This is a genomic window from Sphingobium sp. TA15, assembly GCF_037101235.1.
Lineage (GTDB): Bacteria > Pseudomonadota > Alphaproteobacteria > Sphingomonadales > Sphingomonadaceae > Sphingobium > Sphingobium indicum.
The window spans coordinates 3010080-3029239 of the sequence record NZ_AP025355.1 but is presented as its reverse complement, the minus strand read 5'-3'; the positions used below and the strand labels follow the sequence as shown (position 1 = coordinate 3029239).

The window sequence follows — 19160 nt, the reverse complement described above, 5'->3', positions numbered from 1 at the left end:
GTGGAGGAAGCCATGCGCCAACGCAGCATCAATATCGAATCGATCGGCCATCCCCAGCCGATCCCGCTCGCCTGCCGGATCGGGCCGATCCTCGCCACCGGCGGCATCATGGGCCGGGATAGCGAAACGCGCGTCATGCCGGAGGATGTCGCCGGGCAGGCCGCCAATTGCTTCCGCAACCTGGCGCTCGTGCTGGCCGAGGCCGGCATGGACATGGGAGACGTGGTGAAGATCACCTGTCATGTCCGCGACGACGGCGCGCGGGAGGCGATCAACGCGTCCTGGCTGGAACATTATCCCGATCCGGCCCACCGGCCGGCGCGCCATACCCAGATAGCGATCCTGCGCGGCGCGGTCCTCATCCAACTCGACGCTCTGGCGGTAGCAAAGGAAGCGGCATGATCATCGACGCCCACGCCCATATAGTGATGACCGACGCCGACTATGCGAAGATGGCGACGCTCACGGGCGCCCGCAACAATCCGCCCCAGGCCGCGAAGCTGCCGGCGGCGGAGGTGGCGGAGAAGACCGCGCGCGGCCTGCTCGCCAAGATGGACCAGGTGGGCACGGACGTGCAGTTCCTGTCGCCGCGCCCCTATCTCCAGATGCATTCGCTGGGACCGGCGGGCGTGCCGCTGCACTGGGCGCGCTATTGCAACAACCTGATCCACCAGCAGGTCGAGATGTTTCCGGACCGGCTGAAGGGCGTCGCCGGCCTGCCGCAGTTCCGCGCCGAGAGCCCGGCCAACTGCGTCGAGGAGCTGGAGCGCTGCGTCAGGGAGCTTGGCTTCATCGGCTGCATCCTCAATCCCGATCCCACGGAGGGCGACGCCCTGCCCCCGCCAGGCCTGGGCGATCGCTTCTGGTACCCGCTCTATGAGAAGCTCGTCGAATTGGACGTGCCTGCGTTGATCCATTCGGCCGGCTGCTGCCACCCACGCGAAAGCTACACGCTGAAGTTCATCAACGAGGGCAGCATCGCCGTGATGTCGCTGCTGCAGTCGGACGTATTCAAGGACTTTCCGACGCTGAAGATCGTCATCTCGCACGGCGGCGGCGCAATCCCTTATCAGATCGGGCGTTTCCGGGCCGGCGCGTGGCGGCGCGGCCGCGAGTTCGACCAGGAATTGCGCCAGCTCTATTTCGACACCTGCCTCTATTCCAGGGAAGGGCTGGAGCTGCTCTTTCAGGTGGTCGGGGCCGACAATTGCCTGTTCGGCACCGAGCGGCCCGGCACCGGATCGGTCCATAACCCCCATTGGGGCCATGACCTTGATGATCTGAAGCCGGTGATCGAGAGCATCGACTTCCTCACCGCCGAGGACAAGGCCAAGATCTTCGAGGGCAATGCCCGCAGGATCTATGGCAAGGCCTTCGCTTGAGCCTCGGTCTCGTCTTCGTGATGGGTGCGCCCGACGCGGGGGCGGACGGCCTGTCCCTTCCCGAAGGCGCGCTGGCGCCGGTGCCATGGGTCGGCCGGACCATGTCCAGCCGGGCGGGGGAGCCGGGGCGGCCGCGCCACATGCTGCTGGCCGACAGCGCAGCGAAGACGGACCTCGCCGGGGCGGCGGGCGCATGGCGCTGGTCGGGCGTCCAGATCCTGCCAGGCGACGAGCCGGCGCCCAGGAACGCGGGCGGCCTGCTCGTGAACTGGATGAACATCGACGGCGCGCACGAGGAGGAGTTCAACGACTGGTACGATACCGAGCATGTGCCGCGCTTCCGGGCGGTGGACGGCGTACTCGCCGCGCGGCGCTTCCGCGCTTCGACAGGCCAGCCGAGCTACGCGGCCTTTTATCACCTGCGCGACCTGGACGTGGTGACCGGCGCCCAGTGGCGCGAAGCCGCGACGACACCATGGAGCGCGCGGATATTGACTTTCCGCCATGACAATCTGCGGATGGGTTTCACCCCCGCCTGAGGACAAGGAACGAAGCATGCGACGGGCGCGATGGATGGGGCTGGCGGTGGCGGCGGGGCTGCTTGGGGCGGCGGCCCCGCCCCCACCCCCGCCTCCGCCCGAAATCGCAATTCCCCAGCCGCGCGTCTTCCCCGAAAGCATCACCGCGACGCGCGACGGCACGCTGATCGTCGGCAGCGCGGGCAATGGGACGATCTGGCGCGCCCGGCCCGGTGACAAAGCCGCCACCATTTTCATCGCGCCGGACAGCAGTGGACTCGTGTCGGTGCTGGGCGTGTTCGCGGACGACAGGCATGGCCTGCTCTATGTCTGCTCCAACGGCCGACGCGGCGACCCGACCGAGGCGCGCGACCGCGCCGCGGCGATCCGCCTGTTCGACCTCAAGAGCGGCGCGCCGGTCAGGAATATTCCCACCCCTGGCGCCTCTCGGTCGCTGTGCAACGACTTCGCGGTCGCGCCCGACGGCACCGCCTATGTCGCAGAAACGCTGCGCGGCTCGATCATCCGCGTGCGCGGGGACAAGGCCGATGTCTGGATCGCCGATCCGCGCCTGGCGGGCGCTGACGGCATCGCCTTCGACAACGACGGCCAGCTCTACGTGACCAGCGTCACGTCCGGCCGCATGTTCCGCACCGGCGCGTCCGCCGATGGGAGCGCGCGTCCGCTGGTCGAACTCATCCCGCCCCGCAAGCTCGACCGTCCGGACGGCCTGCGCCATATCGGCCCCGGTCGCTTCCTGCTCGCCGAGGCGGGCGATGAGGGCGGGATCACGCTCATGACCGTCAAGGGCGACATGGTGACCCTCTCCCCGCTCCCCGGCGGCCGCGCCGGCACGACCTCGGCGGTGGCGCTGGGGAAGACCTCCTGGGCGGTCGCGGGCAAGCTCCGCTATCGCACCGATCCCGCGCTGGCTGGGCAGGATCCCGGTCCCTTCGCCATCTATGGCACGCCTATCCGAGCAGGACGATGAGGACCGGCTTCGCCTTGCCGATCGACGGCGCGCCGGTCGAGGGCGCGGACACCCGGCGGGCGGTCAATCCCGCCACCGAGGCGCCTTTCGCCAGGGCGGCGGGCGCGTGACGGCGACGCCGCCAGCCGATCCCCGGTTCGCGGCCAACGCCATACCGTGCGACGGCTGCACGCTCTGCTGCTTCAACGAGCAGGTGATCCTGCGCCCCGAGGCGGGCGATGTGCTGGACGATTTCGACTGGGAATATATCGCGAGCGATCTCTATCCGGGTCAGCGCGTCCCGGCGCTGAAACGCGATCCCGCGACCGGGCATTGCGTTTATCTGACGGAAACCGGCTGTTCGATCCACGAGCGCGCGCCCGCGATCTGCCGGCGCTATCATTGCGCCCGCACCTTCAAGGCACTCGGCCGGATGTCGCGGTGCCGGCGGGACATATTATGGGCGATGGGCAATGTGCTGGACAGGGCGCAAGTCGAGCGCGGCCGCGACCGCCTCCAGCGCGCCCGCGAACTGGGGATCGATCATCTGATCGACACGGACGCGCAGGTCCGGGCTTTCGAGCGCATCGCCGACGCCCACAAGTCCGGGCGGCGCTAGGCTGTAAACTCAGAACCGCGCACGGACCCCCAATGTCCAGAACATGCCGCGCGTATCGTAGAAGGGCGAGTTCGCGATCTGCGGCTGGACGATGGCGTTCGGCGCGATCGGCGGCGCGACATTGAACAGATTGTCGATCCGCCCATAGATGTCGAAATTCCCGGTCAGCTTGTAGCTCGCGTCGAGGTCGACATAACCGCGGCTGGGAATATTGTTGTTGTCGATGTCGAGCGTGGTGACGTTGAAGCGGGTGTCATATTTGCCGCCGTCGATGAAACTGTAGGTCACGCCCAGCTTGGCGCGCCCGATCTGGTACCGTGCCTCCGCGTTGAAGCGCCACTGGGGGACGCCCAGCGGCGGCGGCGAGACACCCGCGAGGCCCACATAGTCATTGGTCGCGCCATTGGCGATCGTCTTCAGCTCGGCCACGTAATTGGCCAGCACCCGGAAGGTCATCGTGCCCTCGCCGAAGGTTCTGAGAGGGAAACGGTACATCGCCTCGAAATCGATGCCCGATGTCTTCTGCGACTGCGCATTGAACGGCACGACGTTCACCCGCGTAAGCCTGCCCGAGGCATCCCGCACGACGCTGGCGCAATAGACGGTCTGGCCGTTGAAGCAGAAATCGACGATGTTCTGGCCGGACACGGTGGAGATCGCGTCCTTGATCTTGATCGAATAATAATCGACCGACATTCGGAAGCCCGGCAGCCAGCCCGGCTGGAACACGGCGCCGATGGCGCGCGTGTCCGCCTTCTCCGGCTTCAGGTCGGGATTGCCGCTCGTCACCTGCAGCACCTGTCCGGAGACATTGCTGGGCCGGTCGACGAGTTGGCTGATCACCTGATTGCCGCGGGAGAACAGTTCATAATTATTGGGCGCGCGGATATCGCGGGAGATCGTGCCGCGGAACCGGATATCGCTGACCGGCGCGTAATTCAGACCGACCTTCCACGTCGCCACGCCGCCGCTGGTGGAATAATCCGTGTAGCGCACCGCTCCGTTCAACTCCAGATTCTTGGCGAAGGCCATGTCGCGCGCCAGCGGCACGACCACCTCGCCATAGACTTCCTTGACGTTATACTTGCCCGAAAAGGGTTGGGCGTTGATCGAGCGCCAGCGCGCCGCGGCGGAGTCGGGGTCGGAGGTGAGCACGGTCTGCTCGGTGCGATATTCCGCGCCCGCCGCCAGTGAGACGTCGCCGGCCCAGGTCGTGAAGGGCGAACCTTTCAGGTTCAGGTAGAACACCTTCTCGCGCTGCACGGAGGATTGCCAGCTATTCCCGAGATAATAGGCCTGCGCCGCCTGGTTGATCGCCCCCGCGCCGAACAGGTTGACCGGCACGCACCCGCTGATGTCGGGATTGCTGCTCCCCGGATTCTGCAGCGTCACGCGGCAGACGGGCTGGCCGGTGGCGGGATTGATGACCGCGTCGACCGCGTTGAAGAAGCGCGTCTGGATGCGGTTGTTGGTGCTGTCCTGCCGGTAATGAGTGCTGCCGATCTGGCCAGAAACATCCCAGCTCCAGCCGCCAAACTTGCCCTCGATGCCGATCGCGCCGCGCCGCATTGTCGTGCGCGTGGAGAAGAAAGCCGTGCCGTCCTCTAGCTGCTGGCGGCCGAGGGCGAAGCTGCTCATATTGGCGGCGGCCATCGCCGACCTCAGGGCAGCCGGGAGATAGGCGTTGTCCGCATTGATCGTCAGCGTGCCATTGTCATAATTGGCGGTGAGATCGCTCCGGGTCTCGGTGCGGGATTCGAGGTAGTCGCCGAACAGCTTGATGTCCTGCGTCAAGTCGAAATCGATCCGGCCATAGCCGGTATAGCGTTTCAGGATCGGCAGCAGATTGCCGCCATCCTCGAAGCTGCCGCCGTCGCCGCCGGTCATGTAGGTGCCGCCGACATTCGTGCCGTAATTGAAAGGAACAGGTTGGCCGTTCGGACCGAATTGCACGCCGGTGCCGGTGGGGAAACCGAGCAGCCTGGCGAGCGCGAGCCCCGACGTACGGCCGAGCACGCCCCCCGGCGTCATCTGCGAAAAGGTGGAATTATCGGCGATGATCAGGCGCGGCTGGCCGTTGGTGGCCGTGTAGTTCGGGTTGGTCAGCAACGCCGTGCGATGCGAACCCCAGGGCCGCGACGCCTGGCTGGTCTGGCCCGAATTGCGTAGATAGTCGAAGGCGGCCTCCACGTGCAGCCGGTCGTCCATGAAGCCATGCCCATAGGCGAGCGACACCGCCGGCCGATGGAAGTCGTCATATTTGGTCTGCGCATAGGACAGGTCGCCGCGGAACCCCTCAAGGTTCCTCTCCAGCGTGAAGTTGACGACGCCGGCCACCGCGTCCGACCCATAGGCCGCCGACGCGCCTCCGGTGACGATCTCGACATTGCTGATCAGTGCGGTGGGGATGACATTGGTGTCGATCGTGCCCGCGGGATCGGTCAGCGGCAGGCGGCGGCCGTCGAGCAGCACGAGCGTGCGCTGCGGGCCGAGGCCGCGCAGATCGGCGGTGCTCGCGCCGACCGGCTCGCTCGACTTGCCGACATTCTGGTTGATGCGCAGTTGGGGGATATCCTGCAACAGTTCGGAGACGGTGTGGACCGCCTTCTCCTGCAACTGCGCCTGGCTGATGGCGGTGACGGGCGTCGGGGCGGTGAAGCCGGAGATGCGCGTGCCGGTGACGACAATATCGCTCGCGGTGGGCTGAGCCGCGGCCTGCGCCGGAGCGCCCTGGGCTGGAGCACCCTGGGCTTGGGCGGCCGTCGCCAGCGCCAAACTCCCGGTGGCCGCCAGCGGCACCAGACTGGACGTGTTCAATAGCCGCCATGGACGCATGCTCCGAAGAGCCTCGACACCTCTCGCCATCATGACCTCCCTCAGCTCCCTTTACCGGGGGCGCGGTCAGGAACTCTCGGACGCGCTCGCAAAAAAGGGCCCACGCGCCGCATTCAGCGCGACCGAACCGCTCCCGTTCAAGATCCTTGAAGAGGCGAGGCTATTCCAATCCCTACCGCGACCTGCGGATATGCGTTTTCTTTTTCGCGCAGTGAGTGACTCATCTGCTAATAAGGCAGTTTATTGACTTTTTAGAACCGTGTCAATCGCCGCACGGTGAGGCGTTGCGCATCACTTCTCGTCGAAGCCGTAGATGTCGAGCGTCCTCTCTCCGGCACGGATGCGCGCAATCTTCGCGGCTTCGTCGAGTTCCCGCGCATGGCCGCGCGCGACGGCGTTGGCCGCCTCGGCGGCGGGGATGGCGACCACGCCGTCGCGGTCCCCGACGATCAGATCGCCGGCCGCGATCACCACCTGCCCGATGGCGATCGGCTGCTGGAGCCGGGGCGGCACATCGAAACCCTTGATCGTGCCTCGGATGCATATGCCGTTGGAGAAGACCGGGAAGCCCATTTCGGCGAGGCGGGCGGTGTCGCGTACGCCGCCGTCGATCACCAGCCCCGCCAGGCCGCGCGCCATCGCCGCCTCGTTCAATATGTCGCCCCAATAGCCGCCCTCGATCCCGCCGCTGGTCGAGACCACCAGGACGTCGCCCGGCTCGGCGCGATAGAGGGCGCGGTGAATCCACAGATTGTCGAGCATCGGCACCACCACCGTATAGGCGGGCCCGGCCACTCGCATGTCCGGCGCGACGGGCTTGATCGCGGACGGCAGGGCCCCGATGCGTCCGGCCGCCTCATGCAGTGTGGCGGCGCCCAGCGCGCGCGCGCGCGTCAGCATTTCCGCGTCGAATATCGGCTGTTCGGTCATTTCGTCGCCTTCCCCGGAGACCTGGCCGCTCGGCCACCGCAAATGGTTATTGAGCTAGTCTATCGATTACGGATGTGGATCGATGACCACATGCTCCTGGGTGTAATAGCCGCGCGCGAACCCGATGCTCGCCGCGCCGTCGGCGTACCAGGCCTTGGCCTCGGGCGACGTTACGCCCCGGTAGCTCTGATCCTTGTGCCAGGACTGGGCGATGCCATCCACCTCGCCGAGCGCGTGGCTGAAGGGCGGGATGTCGCTCCGCCTGGCCGGCGCCACGACCTCGTTCAGGATCAGGCCAGCGACTTCCGGCACCTTGCTCGCCATCGCGCCATGCACGCGGAGCCAGTGGTCGACAAAAGCCGCGTGGGTCGTGCCCGGCTTGCGCTGGAGCAGCGAGAACAGCCCCTTGCCGCCCCGCTTCACCGGCACCATCACATTCTCGGTGACGCGATAGCCCTGGATCTCGCCGACGAACAACGGCCCGTCGCTATACCAGGCGCGCGCCTCCGGCGGGGCGTCGGGATTGCTGGGCGAGTTGCTCTCCAGCTTCCAGGATTCCGCGACCCCGTCGATCAGGATCGGCGTGCCGCCGGGTATGTCGTTCCGCCCCCGGCTGGGGCCCAGCACCTCGTTGCAGACCATGCCCCGCATGCCCGGAATCTTGAGCGCCATCGGCGCGTGCACTCCCAGCCAATAGCGCATGAACTCCTCATGCGTGGCGCCCGGCTTACGGATGAGCAGGGTCAGGGACTTGGCGATGCCGGGCGGCATGCGCGTATATTGCGCGCGCGCCATCGCCGGCACGGTCAGTGCCGCGACCCCCGCCGCAAGCAGTTCGCGCCGCCCGATCACGGCACCGGGACGCGTGTTCGCGGGTTGCTCCGACATCGCCGTTCCTCCTGCCTGTATGCTCACAGCCGCACGCGCACGCCCGCCATGAAGCGCCGCCCGACCTTGTCGTACCAGATGCCGTTGGTCGGCACGTTCAGCACCGCGTAGGGCGTCGGCGCCGGATCCTTGTCCAGCAGGTTCTCAATCGACCAGAAGAACCGGAACTGCTGCGTCGCGTCGATCGAGCCGGCCAGGTCGAGATAGGCGAACGCCGGCACATGGTTGTCGTTGATCGTCAGCGCGGGCGTGGTGTTGTAGATATTGTCCTGCTTGCCTGCCGAGATGAAGTTTAACTGCGGCGTGATCGAGAACGGCCCGCGCGTATAGGTGACGGCCAGGTTGCCGCGGAAGCGCGGCATCGCGCCGAGATTGGCCTGGCCCATCTCGCCCACGCGCTCGATCGCGCCGGCGCCGGTGCCCGGATCGACCAGCGCGTTGAAGACATAGGTGCCGCTCGCCGCGATGCTCACCCGGCCTTCCCCCAGCGGAAAACCATAGCTCAGCGTCATATCCAGGCCCTTGTTCCGGAACGAGCCCACGTTGAGGGCCGGCGCCGTGAGACTGGTGGGATTGCCGGCTGCATCGAACGTGAACAGGCTGCAGAATTCCTGCTGGCCGAGCGTGCAGAGCGACGCGACGTTGAGGCCGGACAAATTGGTGATCGCACCCTTCAGATTGATGTCGTAATAGTCGACCGACGCGCGCAGCCCGCGCAGGAATCCGCCCGGCTCGACGACCACGCCAGCAGTGAAGGTATCGGCCTTCTCGGCCTTTAGGTCGGGGTTCCCGGCCGAAACATTCTGCGGAATGATCTTGGTTATGCCGTTCACGGTGATCGTGTTGGTCACGAAGTTGCCGGGGCTGGCGAGTTCCCAGATGGCCGGCGCGCGAATGTCGCGCGACCGCGTGACGCGCAGGCGCAGGCCGTCCACCGGCTCCCACACGCCGCCGACCTTCCAGGTCACCTGATCGCCCACCGTGCTGTAATGGGCGAAGCGAGCCGCGCCGTTGATGTTCAGCGAACGCAGGAAGGGCTTGTCCTTCGCCAGCGGCACGATCGCCTCGACATAGGCTTCCTTGACGTCGAAGCTGCCGCGATAAGGGACGGCGTTGCCCGTGGACGAAAAGCCGTTCGCCGCCGCGATCGGATCGGCGCCGACATTCTCGCTTTCGCGCCGATATTCGATGCCGACCGCGGCCGAGACTGGCCCCGCCCAGGTCGAGAACAGATTGCCCCGCAGGTTCGCCGCCGCGCTGTGCTGGATATACTTCACCGTCGTATGGCCGGTGCCGTTGACATAGTTGATGGCGGCGGCGGATGGAGAACCTGCACCAAACAGGTTCAGCGGCACGCAGCCATTGTTGGGATTCACGTCGCGCGTCGAACGGCAGACGATCTTGCCCGCGCTGTTGAAGACCGCGTCCGCAGCCAGGGGCACGTTGGCGCTGATGGTGTTGTTGAAGCTATAGCCGTCATAATTGTTCCGGCCGTAGGAATAATGGGCGTCCCAGTGCCAGGAACCGCCAAGCTCGCCCTTGCCTCCAACCTCCACGTGCCGCGTCGCGTTCACCGCCTCGGTCTTCACATTGCCGAAATCATAGCCGATCCGCGACATGGTGAAGCTGGTGATCCCATCCTTCGCCATCGCCGCCTTCACGGCTGGCGACAGATACGCATTGTCGTCCTTGATGGTCACGGAGGTGTAGCGCGGCGGCAGCCCGCTCAATATGCCCTTCGACCGCGAATAGCCGCCCTCCACATAGGCGGTAAGGGCGGGTCCGAACTCATATTCGGCGTGCGCGTAAGTGGTGAAACGGCGCAGCGCGGGCACAAGACTGGTGCCGCGCGCGATCGACTGTCCTTCACCGCCGATCTGCGTCGTCCCGTTTGACAGGGTGCCGGAATCGAACGGTCGCACGCTGCCATCGGAATTGAAGGTATATTTGTTCAGCGAGAAGCCGGCCGGGCCGGTGATCCTGCCGCCCGCGCCCAGATTATTGTGCACCCCCTGCGTCAGGATCAGCGCCGGCTGACCGTTCGTCCTGTAGGCGGAGTTGCTATAGATTTGATATTCCTTGCGGCCCCAGTCGCGCGTGTACATGTCGCCGACGCCGCTGTTGCGCTCATAGTCCGCGCTCACGACGACATGGCCGCGATCCTGCGCGAAGCTGGTGCCCGCGATGAAACCCAGACGCTGCGTCGCATAGTCGCCTTCCTCGGATATGCCCGCCTGGGCGCGCGCCTCGAGCCCGGTAAAATGTTTCTTCAGGATGACGTTCACAACGCCGGACACGGCGTCCGAACCATATTGGGCGGATGCGCCGCCCGTCACCGTCTCCACCCGATCGACCATCAGCGTGGGGATCAGGTTGAGGTCCACCGTGACGGGCACGCCGAGCTTGCTGGCGGGCGATGACGGCACCATGCGACTGCCATTCACCAACACCAGCGTGCGCTGTCCGCCCAGGGAGCGCAGGTCAGCCGTCGCCTGGGCCGGGCTGCCGGTGTTGGTCGCGTTGGCGCCGGGGCTGCGCGTCGGCTTGAAGGCCGGGTTGAGGTTCAGCACGGACATCACCGTGGTGGCCGCGCGGCGATCGATCACTTCGGAGCCGACCACGGCGGTCGGCGACGGGGCCTGGAACCCGCTCAACGCAACGCGCGAGCCAGTGACCACGATGTCCTGCGCGTTGATGTCCTGCGGGTTGTCAGGGGCGGCATCCTGCGCTGCAGCGGTCGCAGGCGCGGTCTGCGCGCCCGCCGCGGCAGCGAGGAAGGACGCGATGCCGATGGCGGACACCGACGCAGTCAAAAGGCGATACCGCATTAAGAGCCCTCTCTGTGTTTCCGTTTTTATTTTCTATAGGTCAGTCTATCATACTTTATGAGCTGGTCAATCATTCTCCAGCGAGTCGACCCACCAGTCAGATGGGCAGAGGGACGAAAACATGATGGACCATAGCGCAGCTACACGAAATCCTCACGCGTCACGCCGGGCGGCGCGAGATCAGCGTCATGATCTTCAGCCTGCGGCGCCTGGGCGGCACGAAGACATGCTTGCGTCACGAACATATAATGCCGCTCATATAGGTGGGTGCCGCAGCGGCGGCGGAGAGCATCGAAGTCGGGATGGCGGCGCAGGCGCCAAGCGCAAGAACATCTCGCCCGCACAAGCTTCCAATCCCTGGAACACTCCTGAGCCGCATGGACAAATTCGGAATATCGGCGAATGGCCAATGGCGAGCGTCAATTCCTCCCTGCGCGCAGCGTGGGGAGGGGGACCGCCGCTGAAAGCGGTGGTGGAGGGGAAAATCGGAAGGTCGTGCCCCTTCCCCTCCACCAGCCTTCGGCCGGCCCCCTCCCCATCTCCCGATGGGGAGGATTAAAGAGGTCCGCTCTCCGTTTAAATCACTTAGCCGGGCGATACTCGAATTTGTCCACGCTGCCCAAGGATCAGAGGGCATCTAGCCAGGATGCTTTTGATAAGCTAATAAATTAGGTCATTAGTGTAAACGTCGGGAAATGGGCGGCTGAGGAGTGGGCGTGAACAACATGCGGCATGGGATGGAGCGTCGGACGCTGATCGGCGGCGCGCTGGCGACGGGACTGGCGGGCGCCTTGCCCGGCCGCCTCCTGGCCGCCGCGCCCGATGGCCGTCTGTTCAAATGCACGGAATTCCTCCGGCGCGCGCCCGGAATGACGCCGGACGCCTTCCTCGCCCATTGGGAGAAGGAACGCGCGCCGCTTCTGCTCGGACTGAAGGGTTTGCGCGGCCTCATTTTCAACAGGGTGATCCGCGAACGATCGCCGGACGCCCCGCATGACGGCATCATCGAAATGTGGTTCGCGGACGAGGCGGCGTACACCCATGCCTTTGGCGCTGCGGACGAGCAGCTGATCGGCGCGCTGGCGGACGACCTGCCGCACTTTGCGGCGGGCGATCCGATGGGGTTGTTCACGCGGGAAGTGTCCATCCGGATTCCCAACTCCAAACCGGGCAACGCCAAGCGCATCGGGCTGGTCGGACGGAATCCCGGCACGACCGAGGACCAGTTCTTCCGGGAGTGGCGGACCGTCCACGCCAAGGAAGCGGCCAATCAGCCGGGACTCGCCGGCTATGTGCTGAACATGCGTGCGGGGCCTCGCCTGCCCGATCTGCCCTGGGACGGCTATGCCCAATTGTGGTGGACCGACTGGCCAGCGTTCGAGGCGGCCAGCCGGGCGATCCACGCCACGGTAGGCGCGCGGCTCCACTTCTTCCATGCGCACCAGCTTTATTATGTCGACGAGTTCGTCGCGCTGGCGCTCCAAGGCCGCTTCGGCTGACGATCCGTCAGACCCGTTCTGAGCAGCAAGGCGATGCCCTGACCGACGCCGGCACCGTTCAGCCGGCCATCAGGGAGAGGCCGGATCGCATCACAGATATAGCGTGCGTCATCCGGCCTCTCCCCGATGGTCGGCGTAATAGAGCGGCCCGCCACGCCAGCGCGGCCAGCCATAGCCATGCACCCACACCATATCGACGTCGGAGGCGCGCTGGGCGATGCCCTCGGCCACGATCCGGCGGCCTTCCTCGATCATCGGATCGAGCAGGCCGGCGAGTATCGCCTCATCGCTCCAGTCGCGCTGCGGGATAGCTTTGTCGGCGGCGAGTTCGGCGATGATCCGCTCCACTTCGGGCGAGGGCGTGGCCCGGCCCTCGTCGTCATAATCGTAGAAACCGGCGCCAACCTTCTGCCCGCGCCGGCCGCGTTCGTTCAGCCGTTCGCGGATGGTCGAGCCGGTGGAGGTCTCGGGCGTCCAGCCGAGGTCGAGGCCGGCAAGGTCACCGATCCGAAACGGCCCCATCGGCATGCCAAACGCCACCAACACACGATCGATCGCGTAGGGACTCGCCCCCTCCAGCGCCATCGCCTCGGCAGCGAGGCGGCGCGCCATCAGCATGCGGTTGCCGATGAAGCCATGGGCATTGCCGGCGACGACCGCGATCTTGCCGAGCCGCTTGGCCAGATCAAGCGCGGTCGCGAGCACCTGCGGCGAGGTCCGCGCGCCGCGAACGATCTCCAGCAGCTTCATGATGTTGGCGGGCGAGAAGAAATGCAGACCGAGCACCTGCTCTGGCCGGGATGTGCAAGCGGCGATCGCGTCAACATCGAGATAGGAGGTGTTCGTCGCGAGGATCGCCGTCGGCTTCGCGACGCCGCCGAGCGCGCGGAAGATCACCTGCTTGACCTCCATCGTTTCGAACGCGGCCTCGATCACCAGATCGACCTCGGCGAGATCATCGTAGGAGAGCGATCCGGTCAGCCGGGCGCTGGCCGCGTCCGCCGACGCCCGGTCCATGCGGCCGCCCTTCACCGCGCGCGCGATCAGGTCGCGCACCCCCGCCAGCCCGGCGTCGAGCGCTTCCCGCCGCTGCTCCACCAGCACCACCGGCAGACCGGCGGTGAGCAGGGCCATGGCGATGCCCCTGCCCATCGTCCCCGCGCCGATCACGCCGACCCGATCGATCGGAAGGCGCGGCGTGTCGGCATCGATTCCCGCGACCTTGGATACCTCCCGCTCGGCGAAGAAGACATGGCGGAGCGCGGCGGACTGCGCGCCGTCGCGCAGCCGCGTGAAGGCCGCGCGTTCCAGCGCCAGCGCCTCGTCGAAAGGCACGTGCAGGCCCTTTCGGATCACCTCGACGCAAGCGGCGGGCGCGTCCTGACCGCCGAAGCGCCGAGGATTGGCGTTCCCATATTCGTCTAAGACGGTGTCGACGCGGTCGGGATCGGCCACTGGAAGATCCCGCGTGCGGACCGGCGCGCCTTCGCCAGCGGCCTCGCGCGCGAACTGCCGCGCCGCCTCGATCAGCGTTCCGTCGGCGACCTTGCGGTCGAGCAGACCCGCTTCCAACGCTTCTTCGGCACTGATCGGATCGCCGCCGACGATCATCGCCAGCGCTTTCCCCACGCCGACCAGACGCGACAGGCGCTGTGTGCCACCCGCCCCCGGCAACAGCCCAAGCTTGACTTCGGGCAGCCCAAATCGGGCGGAGGAAACCGCAATCCGCCGATGTGCGCCGAGCGCCACCTCCAGCCCGCCGCCAAGCGCCGTACCGTGGATCGCGGCGATAACGGGCTTGGCGCTCTCCTCGATTGCGGCGACCACCTCCGGCAGGCTGGGCGGAAGCGGCGGCTTGCCGAACTCACGGATATCGGCGCCCGCGAAAAAGGTGCGGCCGGCGCAGCGGATCACCAGCGCCTCCACGACGGGATCGGCGGCCGCCTCGGCGACGGCGTCCAGCAGCGCCTGTCGCACGTCGCGTCCGAGCGCGTTGACCGGCGGCGCATCGACCACACACTCGCCGATGCCTTCGCGAATGGAAAAGGAGGCAACCTCGCTGGCGAAGGCCATGTCGTTCTCCGGAGCGGTTATCAGCGGAACCGGGGTTCGCGTTTCGATGTGAAGGCGGTGACCGCCTCCCGATAATCGGGATCGAGACCCAGCTCGCCCTGCATGATCGCTTCGGCGGCGAGCGCCTCGTCGAGCGTCTGGTCAGCCGCCTCGCGCACGCGGCGCTTGATCGCGGCTATCGCGGCGCGCGGACCCCTGGCCAGCCGCGCCGCCAGCGCCTCCGCCTCGGCGACGAGCGCCTCGTCCGGGCAGACGCGGGACACCAGTCCCCAGGCGAACGCCTCGTCCGCGTCGAAGGCGTCGCCGGTGAGCAGCAGCGCCAGTGCCCGATTGAGCCCGACCTGCCGCGCCAATGTCCAGCTCAGCCCGCAATCGGGGCCGAGACCGACCTTGACGAATGGCAGCTGGAAGCGCGCCGAAGCGCCGGCGAGCACGATATCCGCCGCAAGCACCAGCCCCATGCCCGCCCCCGCCGCCACGCCGCCGACCGCGGCTATCACCGGCATCGGCAGCGCGATCAGCCGGCGGATCAACGGACTGTAATTCTCGACCAGCGAGGCCTGGAGATCCACCTCTCCCTCGGCGAGCATGTCGCGACGTTCGGCCAGATCCTGACCGCTGCAGAACGCCCCGCCCGCGCCGGTGATCACCAGTGCGCGGATAGCCCGGTCCGCCTCGACCGCCGTCAGCGCCTCGCGCCACGCAAGGTGGGTCGCCGCGTCGATCGCGTTGCGCCGGGCCGGACGGTCGAGCGTAAGCCAGCCGACCGGCCCCCTGCGCTCGAACGGGATAGGGGAGGCCGCCTCGGCCATGGTCACTTCCGCAGGATGGTGATGGCGCAATTGCCGCCCGCGCCCAGCACATGGGCGAGGCCGACCCTGGCGCCCTCCACCTGCCGCGCACCTGATTCGCCGCGCAGTTGGGAAACGATCTCCACCACCTGGCCGAGATGCGATGCGCCGACCGGCTCGCCCTTGCTGATGAGGCCGCCGCTCATGTTCACCGGATGCTTGCCGGTGATCTCGGTGACGCCCTCGTCGATCAGGCGCCCGCCCTCGCCGACCGGGCAAATCTGCAGTTCCTCATATATCTCCAGCTCGCAAAAGGCGTCGGTATCCTGCACCTCGAAGCAATCGATGTCCTCCGCGCCGAGCCCGGCCTGCTCATAGGCCTTGCGGGCGGTCACCTCGGTCGGACCCTCATTATTGGCGGTGGCGCTCATGCTGTCGGCGGGGCAGCGGAAATCGGCCGAATAGCGCGCGATGGTGTGGACGCTGCTGGCGATGGTGATCGGCGCGCGCGCGCCGATTTTGCGGGCATAATCCGCGGACGCGATCACGACCGCCGCGGCGCCATCGTCCGGCGCGCAGATTTCCAGCCGGCGGATCGGATCGCATACGAGCGGCGAGCCAAGGATTTCCTCCAGGCTGAATTCCTTGCGATACATCGCGTTGGGATTGTGGACGCTGTTCCGGTGGTTCTTGTAGGCGATCTTGGCGATCTGCAGGTCGGTGGTGCCATATTCGTGCATGTGGCGCATCGCGCGCATCGACCAGTAAGACGGATTCAGCGATAGCCCCATCTCGATCTGCCAGTCGGCGTAGATCATGCGCGGATCCATGAAGCCGCGCGGCATCTTCTCCGCGCCCAGCACCATCACCACGTCGCACTCGCCGGACCGGATCGCCAGCACGCCCTGGCGAAGCGCCGCGCCGCCGCTGGCGCAGGCCGCCTCGATATCGACAATCGGCATGTCCGTGCCACCCAGCTTGCGCAGAATGCGCGCGCCGGATGTCGCAGGCAGGTACATGCGCGAAAGATAGGAAGCCTGGATGTCCGACCAGGCCAGCCCTGCGTCCGCCAGCGCCATGCGCGCCGCGTGGGAGCCGATCTCCTCGGCCGTCTTGTCGAAACGGCCGAACGCATGAATGCCCGCGCCGATGATAACCACATCCTTCATGGGAACTCCTTAGGCGGCAGGATTGTAGACGAAATCGACGACGCCATCGGCGCGCGCGCGGGCCGTGAACCGCACCGTCATGCCGATGCGCACAGCATCCGGATCGCCGCCCACGGGCGCCACGACGCGCAGCCCTTCGGGCAGTTCGACCAGCCCGATCGCGAAGGGCTGGAACGGTTCCGCGCCCTTGTAATCGCCCGGCGGGCGATAGCGCACCACGGTATAGGTCCACACCTTGCCCTCGTCGGAGAGCGCGATCGGGAAGACATCGTCGCTGCCGCAATTCGGACAGAGCGTGTTGGCGCCGAGGGTCGTCTCTCCACAGGCCCGGCAGCGGCTTCCGGCCAAGCCGACCGAGGCGAGGTCGTCCAGCGCTCCAGTCATCAGGCCGCTCCGCACCGGGCGGAATTCCGAGAGCGGTGTGGAATCAGTCATGGGCGAACGTCCTTCCAAGTCAGCATATTTGGATCATTAGTACAGTTTAATGTACTATATCAACCCTCCGCATGCCGATTCTTCTGCCCGGATGTCATTTCACCTCATGGCCGTCCCAATCCTGATTGGCGCGATGGACGAGATAGGCATGGATCGCCTCGGCGTCGGGCCGGGAAAGCTTATCGGCGAAGCTCACCATGCCGTTATCGGCGCGGATGCCGCCCAGCACGATGTCGTAGAATTGCGCGCGCGTCTCTGGCGTCAGCTTGCGCAGATCCTTGATGCCGCCCCGCGCCTCGTCGCCATGGCAGCCGGAGCAATTGGTGGCGTAGAGTCCGCGGCCGCGATCGACCTGCGCCGCCGGCGCGCTGTCGGGCGGCGGCGGCGCGACCGCGGCGGCGGTCGCGGCCGGGAGCGGCGGCAGCGTCGCCTTGCCGTCCAGTCGGAACACCAGCAGCCGGGCGGTCGACAGCCGCATCCCTGAGTCGTTGCTGTTCGGGCCATGGGCGAGGCCGCCGCCCCAGCCGGCGTTGACAGCGACATATTGCACGTCATCGATGACATAGCTCATCGCGCCGGCAATCGGCACCTGCCGGACCGGCATCTCCCAAAGCTTCGCGCCGGTGTCTGCCCGATAGGCAGCGAAATGGGTGTCGATCGTCCCCTGGAAGACCAGGTTTCCGCCTGTCACCAGCGCGCCGCCGCTGCCGCGGCGCGTGTACGGCACGCGCCAGACTTCCTTCTGCTTCACCGGATCCCAGGCGGTGAGCCAGACCTTCGTCATCGCCGCGATCTCGGCGGCGTGGCGCTTGCGCAGTTCCTCATGACCCGTGGAGGTGATGCCAAGCTGGTGCATCTCACCGGGCTGAACCTTGAACTTCGGATCGAACGCATATGTCATCGCGCTCTGGAGCACCGGGAAATAGGCGAGGCCCGTCTTCGGACTATAGGCCATCGGGTTCCAGTTATGCCCGCCGCCCGCGCTCGGCGATACCAGCACCGGCGTCTCGCCGTAGCGCGCCTCCGGATTCACGATCGGGCGGCCGGTTTTCCTGTCGATGCCCTTGGCCCAGGTGATGCCGGGCACATAGGGTTCGGCCGAAAGCAGTTTTCCGGTGCGGCGGTCGAGCACGTAGAAGAAGCCGTTCTTCGGCGCATGCAGCAGCACCTTGCGGTTCCGCCCGCCGAACTTCATGTCCGCAAGGATGATCGACTGGGTCGCGGTATAGTCCCATTCGTCACCCGGCGTTTCCTGATAGTGCCAGACATAGGCGCCGGTATCGACGTTCACCGCGACGATCGAGGACAGGAAGAGATTGTCGCCGCCGCCCGGGCTACGCACCGCTTGCGCCCAGGGGCCGCCATTGCCGGTGCCGATATAGACCAGCCGCGCTTCAGGATCGTAGGCGAAGCTGTCCCATGCGGTGCCGCCGCCACCCTGCTTCCACCATTCGCCCTTCCAGGTCTTGGCGGCCCTCGCCTCGGCCTTGCTTTTGTAGCCCTTGGCGGGATCGCCGGGGACGATGTTGAAGCGCCAGAGCTTCCTGCCGGTCTCGGCGTCATAAGCGGAGACATAACCGGGCGCGGCGGCCTCGGCGCCGGCGTTGCCGATGATGACCTTGCCGTCATAGACGCGGGGCGCGCCCGTGATCGTATAGGCCCAACCCGGATCGAGCGTCTGCTGGCTCCACATGGGCTTGCCGGTCCTGGCGTCGAGCGCGATCAGCCGGCCGTCGAGGGTGGCGATGAAGATCTTACCCTTCCACGCCGCGACGCCCCGGGAAACGATATCGCAGCAAGCGAAGCCGCCAAAGCGGCGCGGCACCAGGGGATCATAGCGCCAGAGCTCCCTGCCGGTGACCGCGTCATAGGCGGTGGTCACGTTCCAAGGCGTGATGTTGTAGAGTATGCGGTCGACGACGATCGGCGTCGCCTCCACGCCACGGTCGGTGCCGAGATCGGCGTACCAGGCGAGGCCCAGCCGCTTGACGGTATCCACATTGATCTGCGCGTGCGGGCTGAAACGCTGCTCGCTGTAACCGGCGGCGGGGACGAGCCACTCGCCCGATCCGCGATCCACCGCGCGCAATCGCGCGTCGTCGACAGGTCGCCCCTCGCCCTGGAACGCAAGGGCGGCCGTGCCGAGGAACAGGATTGCCGCGACTGCCCCTTTCCGCGCCCAATGGAACCGCCCACTACGCTTCGCCATCACATCCACCCTAT

15 protein-coding genes are annotated in these 19160 nt (G+C 66.5%); 6 read left to right on the top strand and 9 right to left on the bottom strand.

Features of this window, described 5'->3' with window-relative positions:
• The first annotated feature begins 12 nt into the window (after positions 1–12).
• The 5 genes from Sj15T_RS14890 to Sj15T_RS14870 all read left to right on the top strand — a co-directional run bounded on the left by Sj15T_RS14890 (position 13) and on the right by Sj15T_RS14870 (position 3489).
• Positions 13–402: a RidA family protein gene (locus Sj15T_RS14890; RefSeq protein ID WP_041386192.1), complete on the top strand. Its 390-nt coding sequence runs from the start codon at positions 13–15 to the stop codon at positions 400–402.
• Positions 399–1382 (top strand): amidohydrolase family protein, encoded by a 984-nt coding sequence (locus tag Sj15T_RS14885; protein ID WP_013038860.1) that lies wholly within the window; start codon positions 399–401, stop codon positions 1380–1382. Before Sj15T_RS14890 ends, Sj15T_RS14885 begins: the two co-directional genes overlap by 4 nt.
• A complete protein-coding gene (locus Sj15T_RS14880) occupies positions 1379–1921 on the top strand; it encodes a DUF4286 family protein (protein ID WP_013038859.1) in 543 nt (180 codons plus the stop codon). The genes Sj15T_RS14885 and Sj15T_RS14880 overlap by 4 nt, the downstream gene beginning before the upstream one ends.
• A gap of 16 nt (positions 1922–1937) precedes the next feature.
• Entirely contained in the window at positions 1938–2891 is a 954-nt protein-coding gene (locus Sj15T_RS14875; RefSeq protein ID WP_013038858.1) for an SMP-30/gluconolactonase/LRE family protein, read from the top strand.
• Between the two features lie 106 nt (positions 2892–2997).
• Positions 2998–3489, top strand: a complete 492-nt coding sequence (locus tag Sj15T_RS14870) for a YkgJ family cysteine cluster protein (protein WP_013038857.1) — start codon at positions 2998–3000, stop codon at positions 3487–3489.
• Positions 3490–3498: 9 nt separating this feature from the next.
• Here the strand turns inward: Sj15T_RS14870 and Sj15T_RS14865 are convergent, their stop codons facing one another.
• The 4 genes from Sj15T_RS14865 to Sj15T_RS14850 all read right to left on the bottom strand — a co-directional run bounded on the left by Sj15T_RS14865 (position 3499) and on the right by Sj15T_RS14850 (position 10970).
• A complete protein-coding gene (locus tag Sj15T_RS14865; protein WP_148225518.1) occupies positions 3499–6306 on the bottom strand; it encodes a TonB-dependent receptor in 2808 nt (935 codons plus the stop codon).
• A gap of 309 nt (positions 6307–6615) precedes the next feature.
• Positions 6616–7254 (bottom strand): 4-carboxy-4-hydroxy-2-oxoadipate aldolase/oxaloacetate decarboxylase, encoded by a 639-nt coding sequence (locus tag Sj15T_RS14860; protein ID WP_013038855.1) that lies wholly within the window; start codon positions 7252–7254, stop codon positions 6616–6618.
• Between the two features lie 66 nt (positions 7255–7320).
• Entirely contained in the window at positions 7321–8142 is an 822-nt protein-coding gene (locus tag Sj15T_RS14855) for an EthD domain-containing protein (protein WP_013038854.1), read from the bottom strand.
• Positions 8143–8165: 23 nt separating this feature from the next.
• Positions 8166–10970 (bottom strand): TonB-dependent receptor, encoded by a 2805-nt coding sequence (locus Sj15T_RS14850; RefSeq protein ID WP_013038853.1) that lies wholly within the window; start codon positions 10968–10970, stop codon positions 8166–8168.
• A 725-nt stretch (positions 10971–11695) separates the two neighbouring features.
• Between Sj15T_RS14850 and Sj15T_RS14845 the strand changes: the two genes are divergently transcribed.
• Positions 11696–12469: an EthD family reductase gene (locus Sj15T_RS14845; protein WP_253720706.1), complete on the top strand. Its 774-nt coding sequence runs from the start codon at positions 11696–11698 to the stop codon at positions 12467–12469.
• Positions 12470–12577: 108 nt separating this feature from the next.
• Here Sj15T_RS14845 and Sj15T_RS14840 read toward each other — a convergent pair whose 3' ends face one another.
• The 5 genes from Sj15T_RS14840 to Sj15T_RS14820 form a co-directional block, all read right to left on the bottom strand.
• A complete protein-coding gene (locus Sj15T_RS14840) occupies positions 12578–14542 on the bottom strand; it encodes a 3-hydroxyacyl-CoA dehydrogenase NAD-binding domain-containing protein (protein ID WP_013038850.1) in 1965 nt (654 codons plus the stop codon).
• Between the two features lie 20 nt (positions 14543–14562).
• On the bottom strand, positions 14563–15384 hold the full coding sequence (locus Sj15T_RS14835; protein ID WP_253720674.1) for an enoyl-CoA hydratase-related protein: 822 nt from the start codon (positions 15382–15384) through the stop codon (positions 14563–14565).
• Complete coding sequence (locus Sj15T_RS14830) at positions 15357–16502, bottom strand: thiolase family protein (RefSeq protein ID WP_013038848.1); 1146 nt, start codon at positions 16500–16502, stop codon at positions 15357–15359. Before Sj15T_RS14830 ends, Sj15T_RS14835 begins: the two co-directional genes overlap by 28 nt.
• A 9-nt stretch (positions 16503–16511) precedes the next feature.
• Positions 16512–16937, bottom strand: a complete 426-nt coding sequence (locus Sj15T_RS14825) for an OB-fold domain-containing protein (RefSeq protein ID WP_013038847.1) — start codon at positions 16935–16937, stop codon at positions 16512–16514.
• Between the two features lie 94 nt (positions 16938–17031).
• Positions 17032–19146 (bottom strand): PQQ-dependent dehydrogenase, methanol/ethanol family, encoded by a 2115-nt coding sequence (locus Sj15T_RS14820; RefSeq protein WP_013038846.1) that lies wholly within the window; start codon positions 19144–19146, stop codon positions 17032–17034.
• Between the last annotated feature and the right edge of the window lie 14 nt (positions 19147–19160).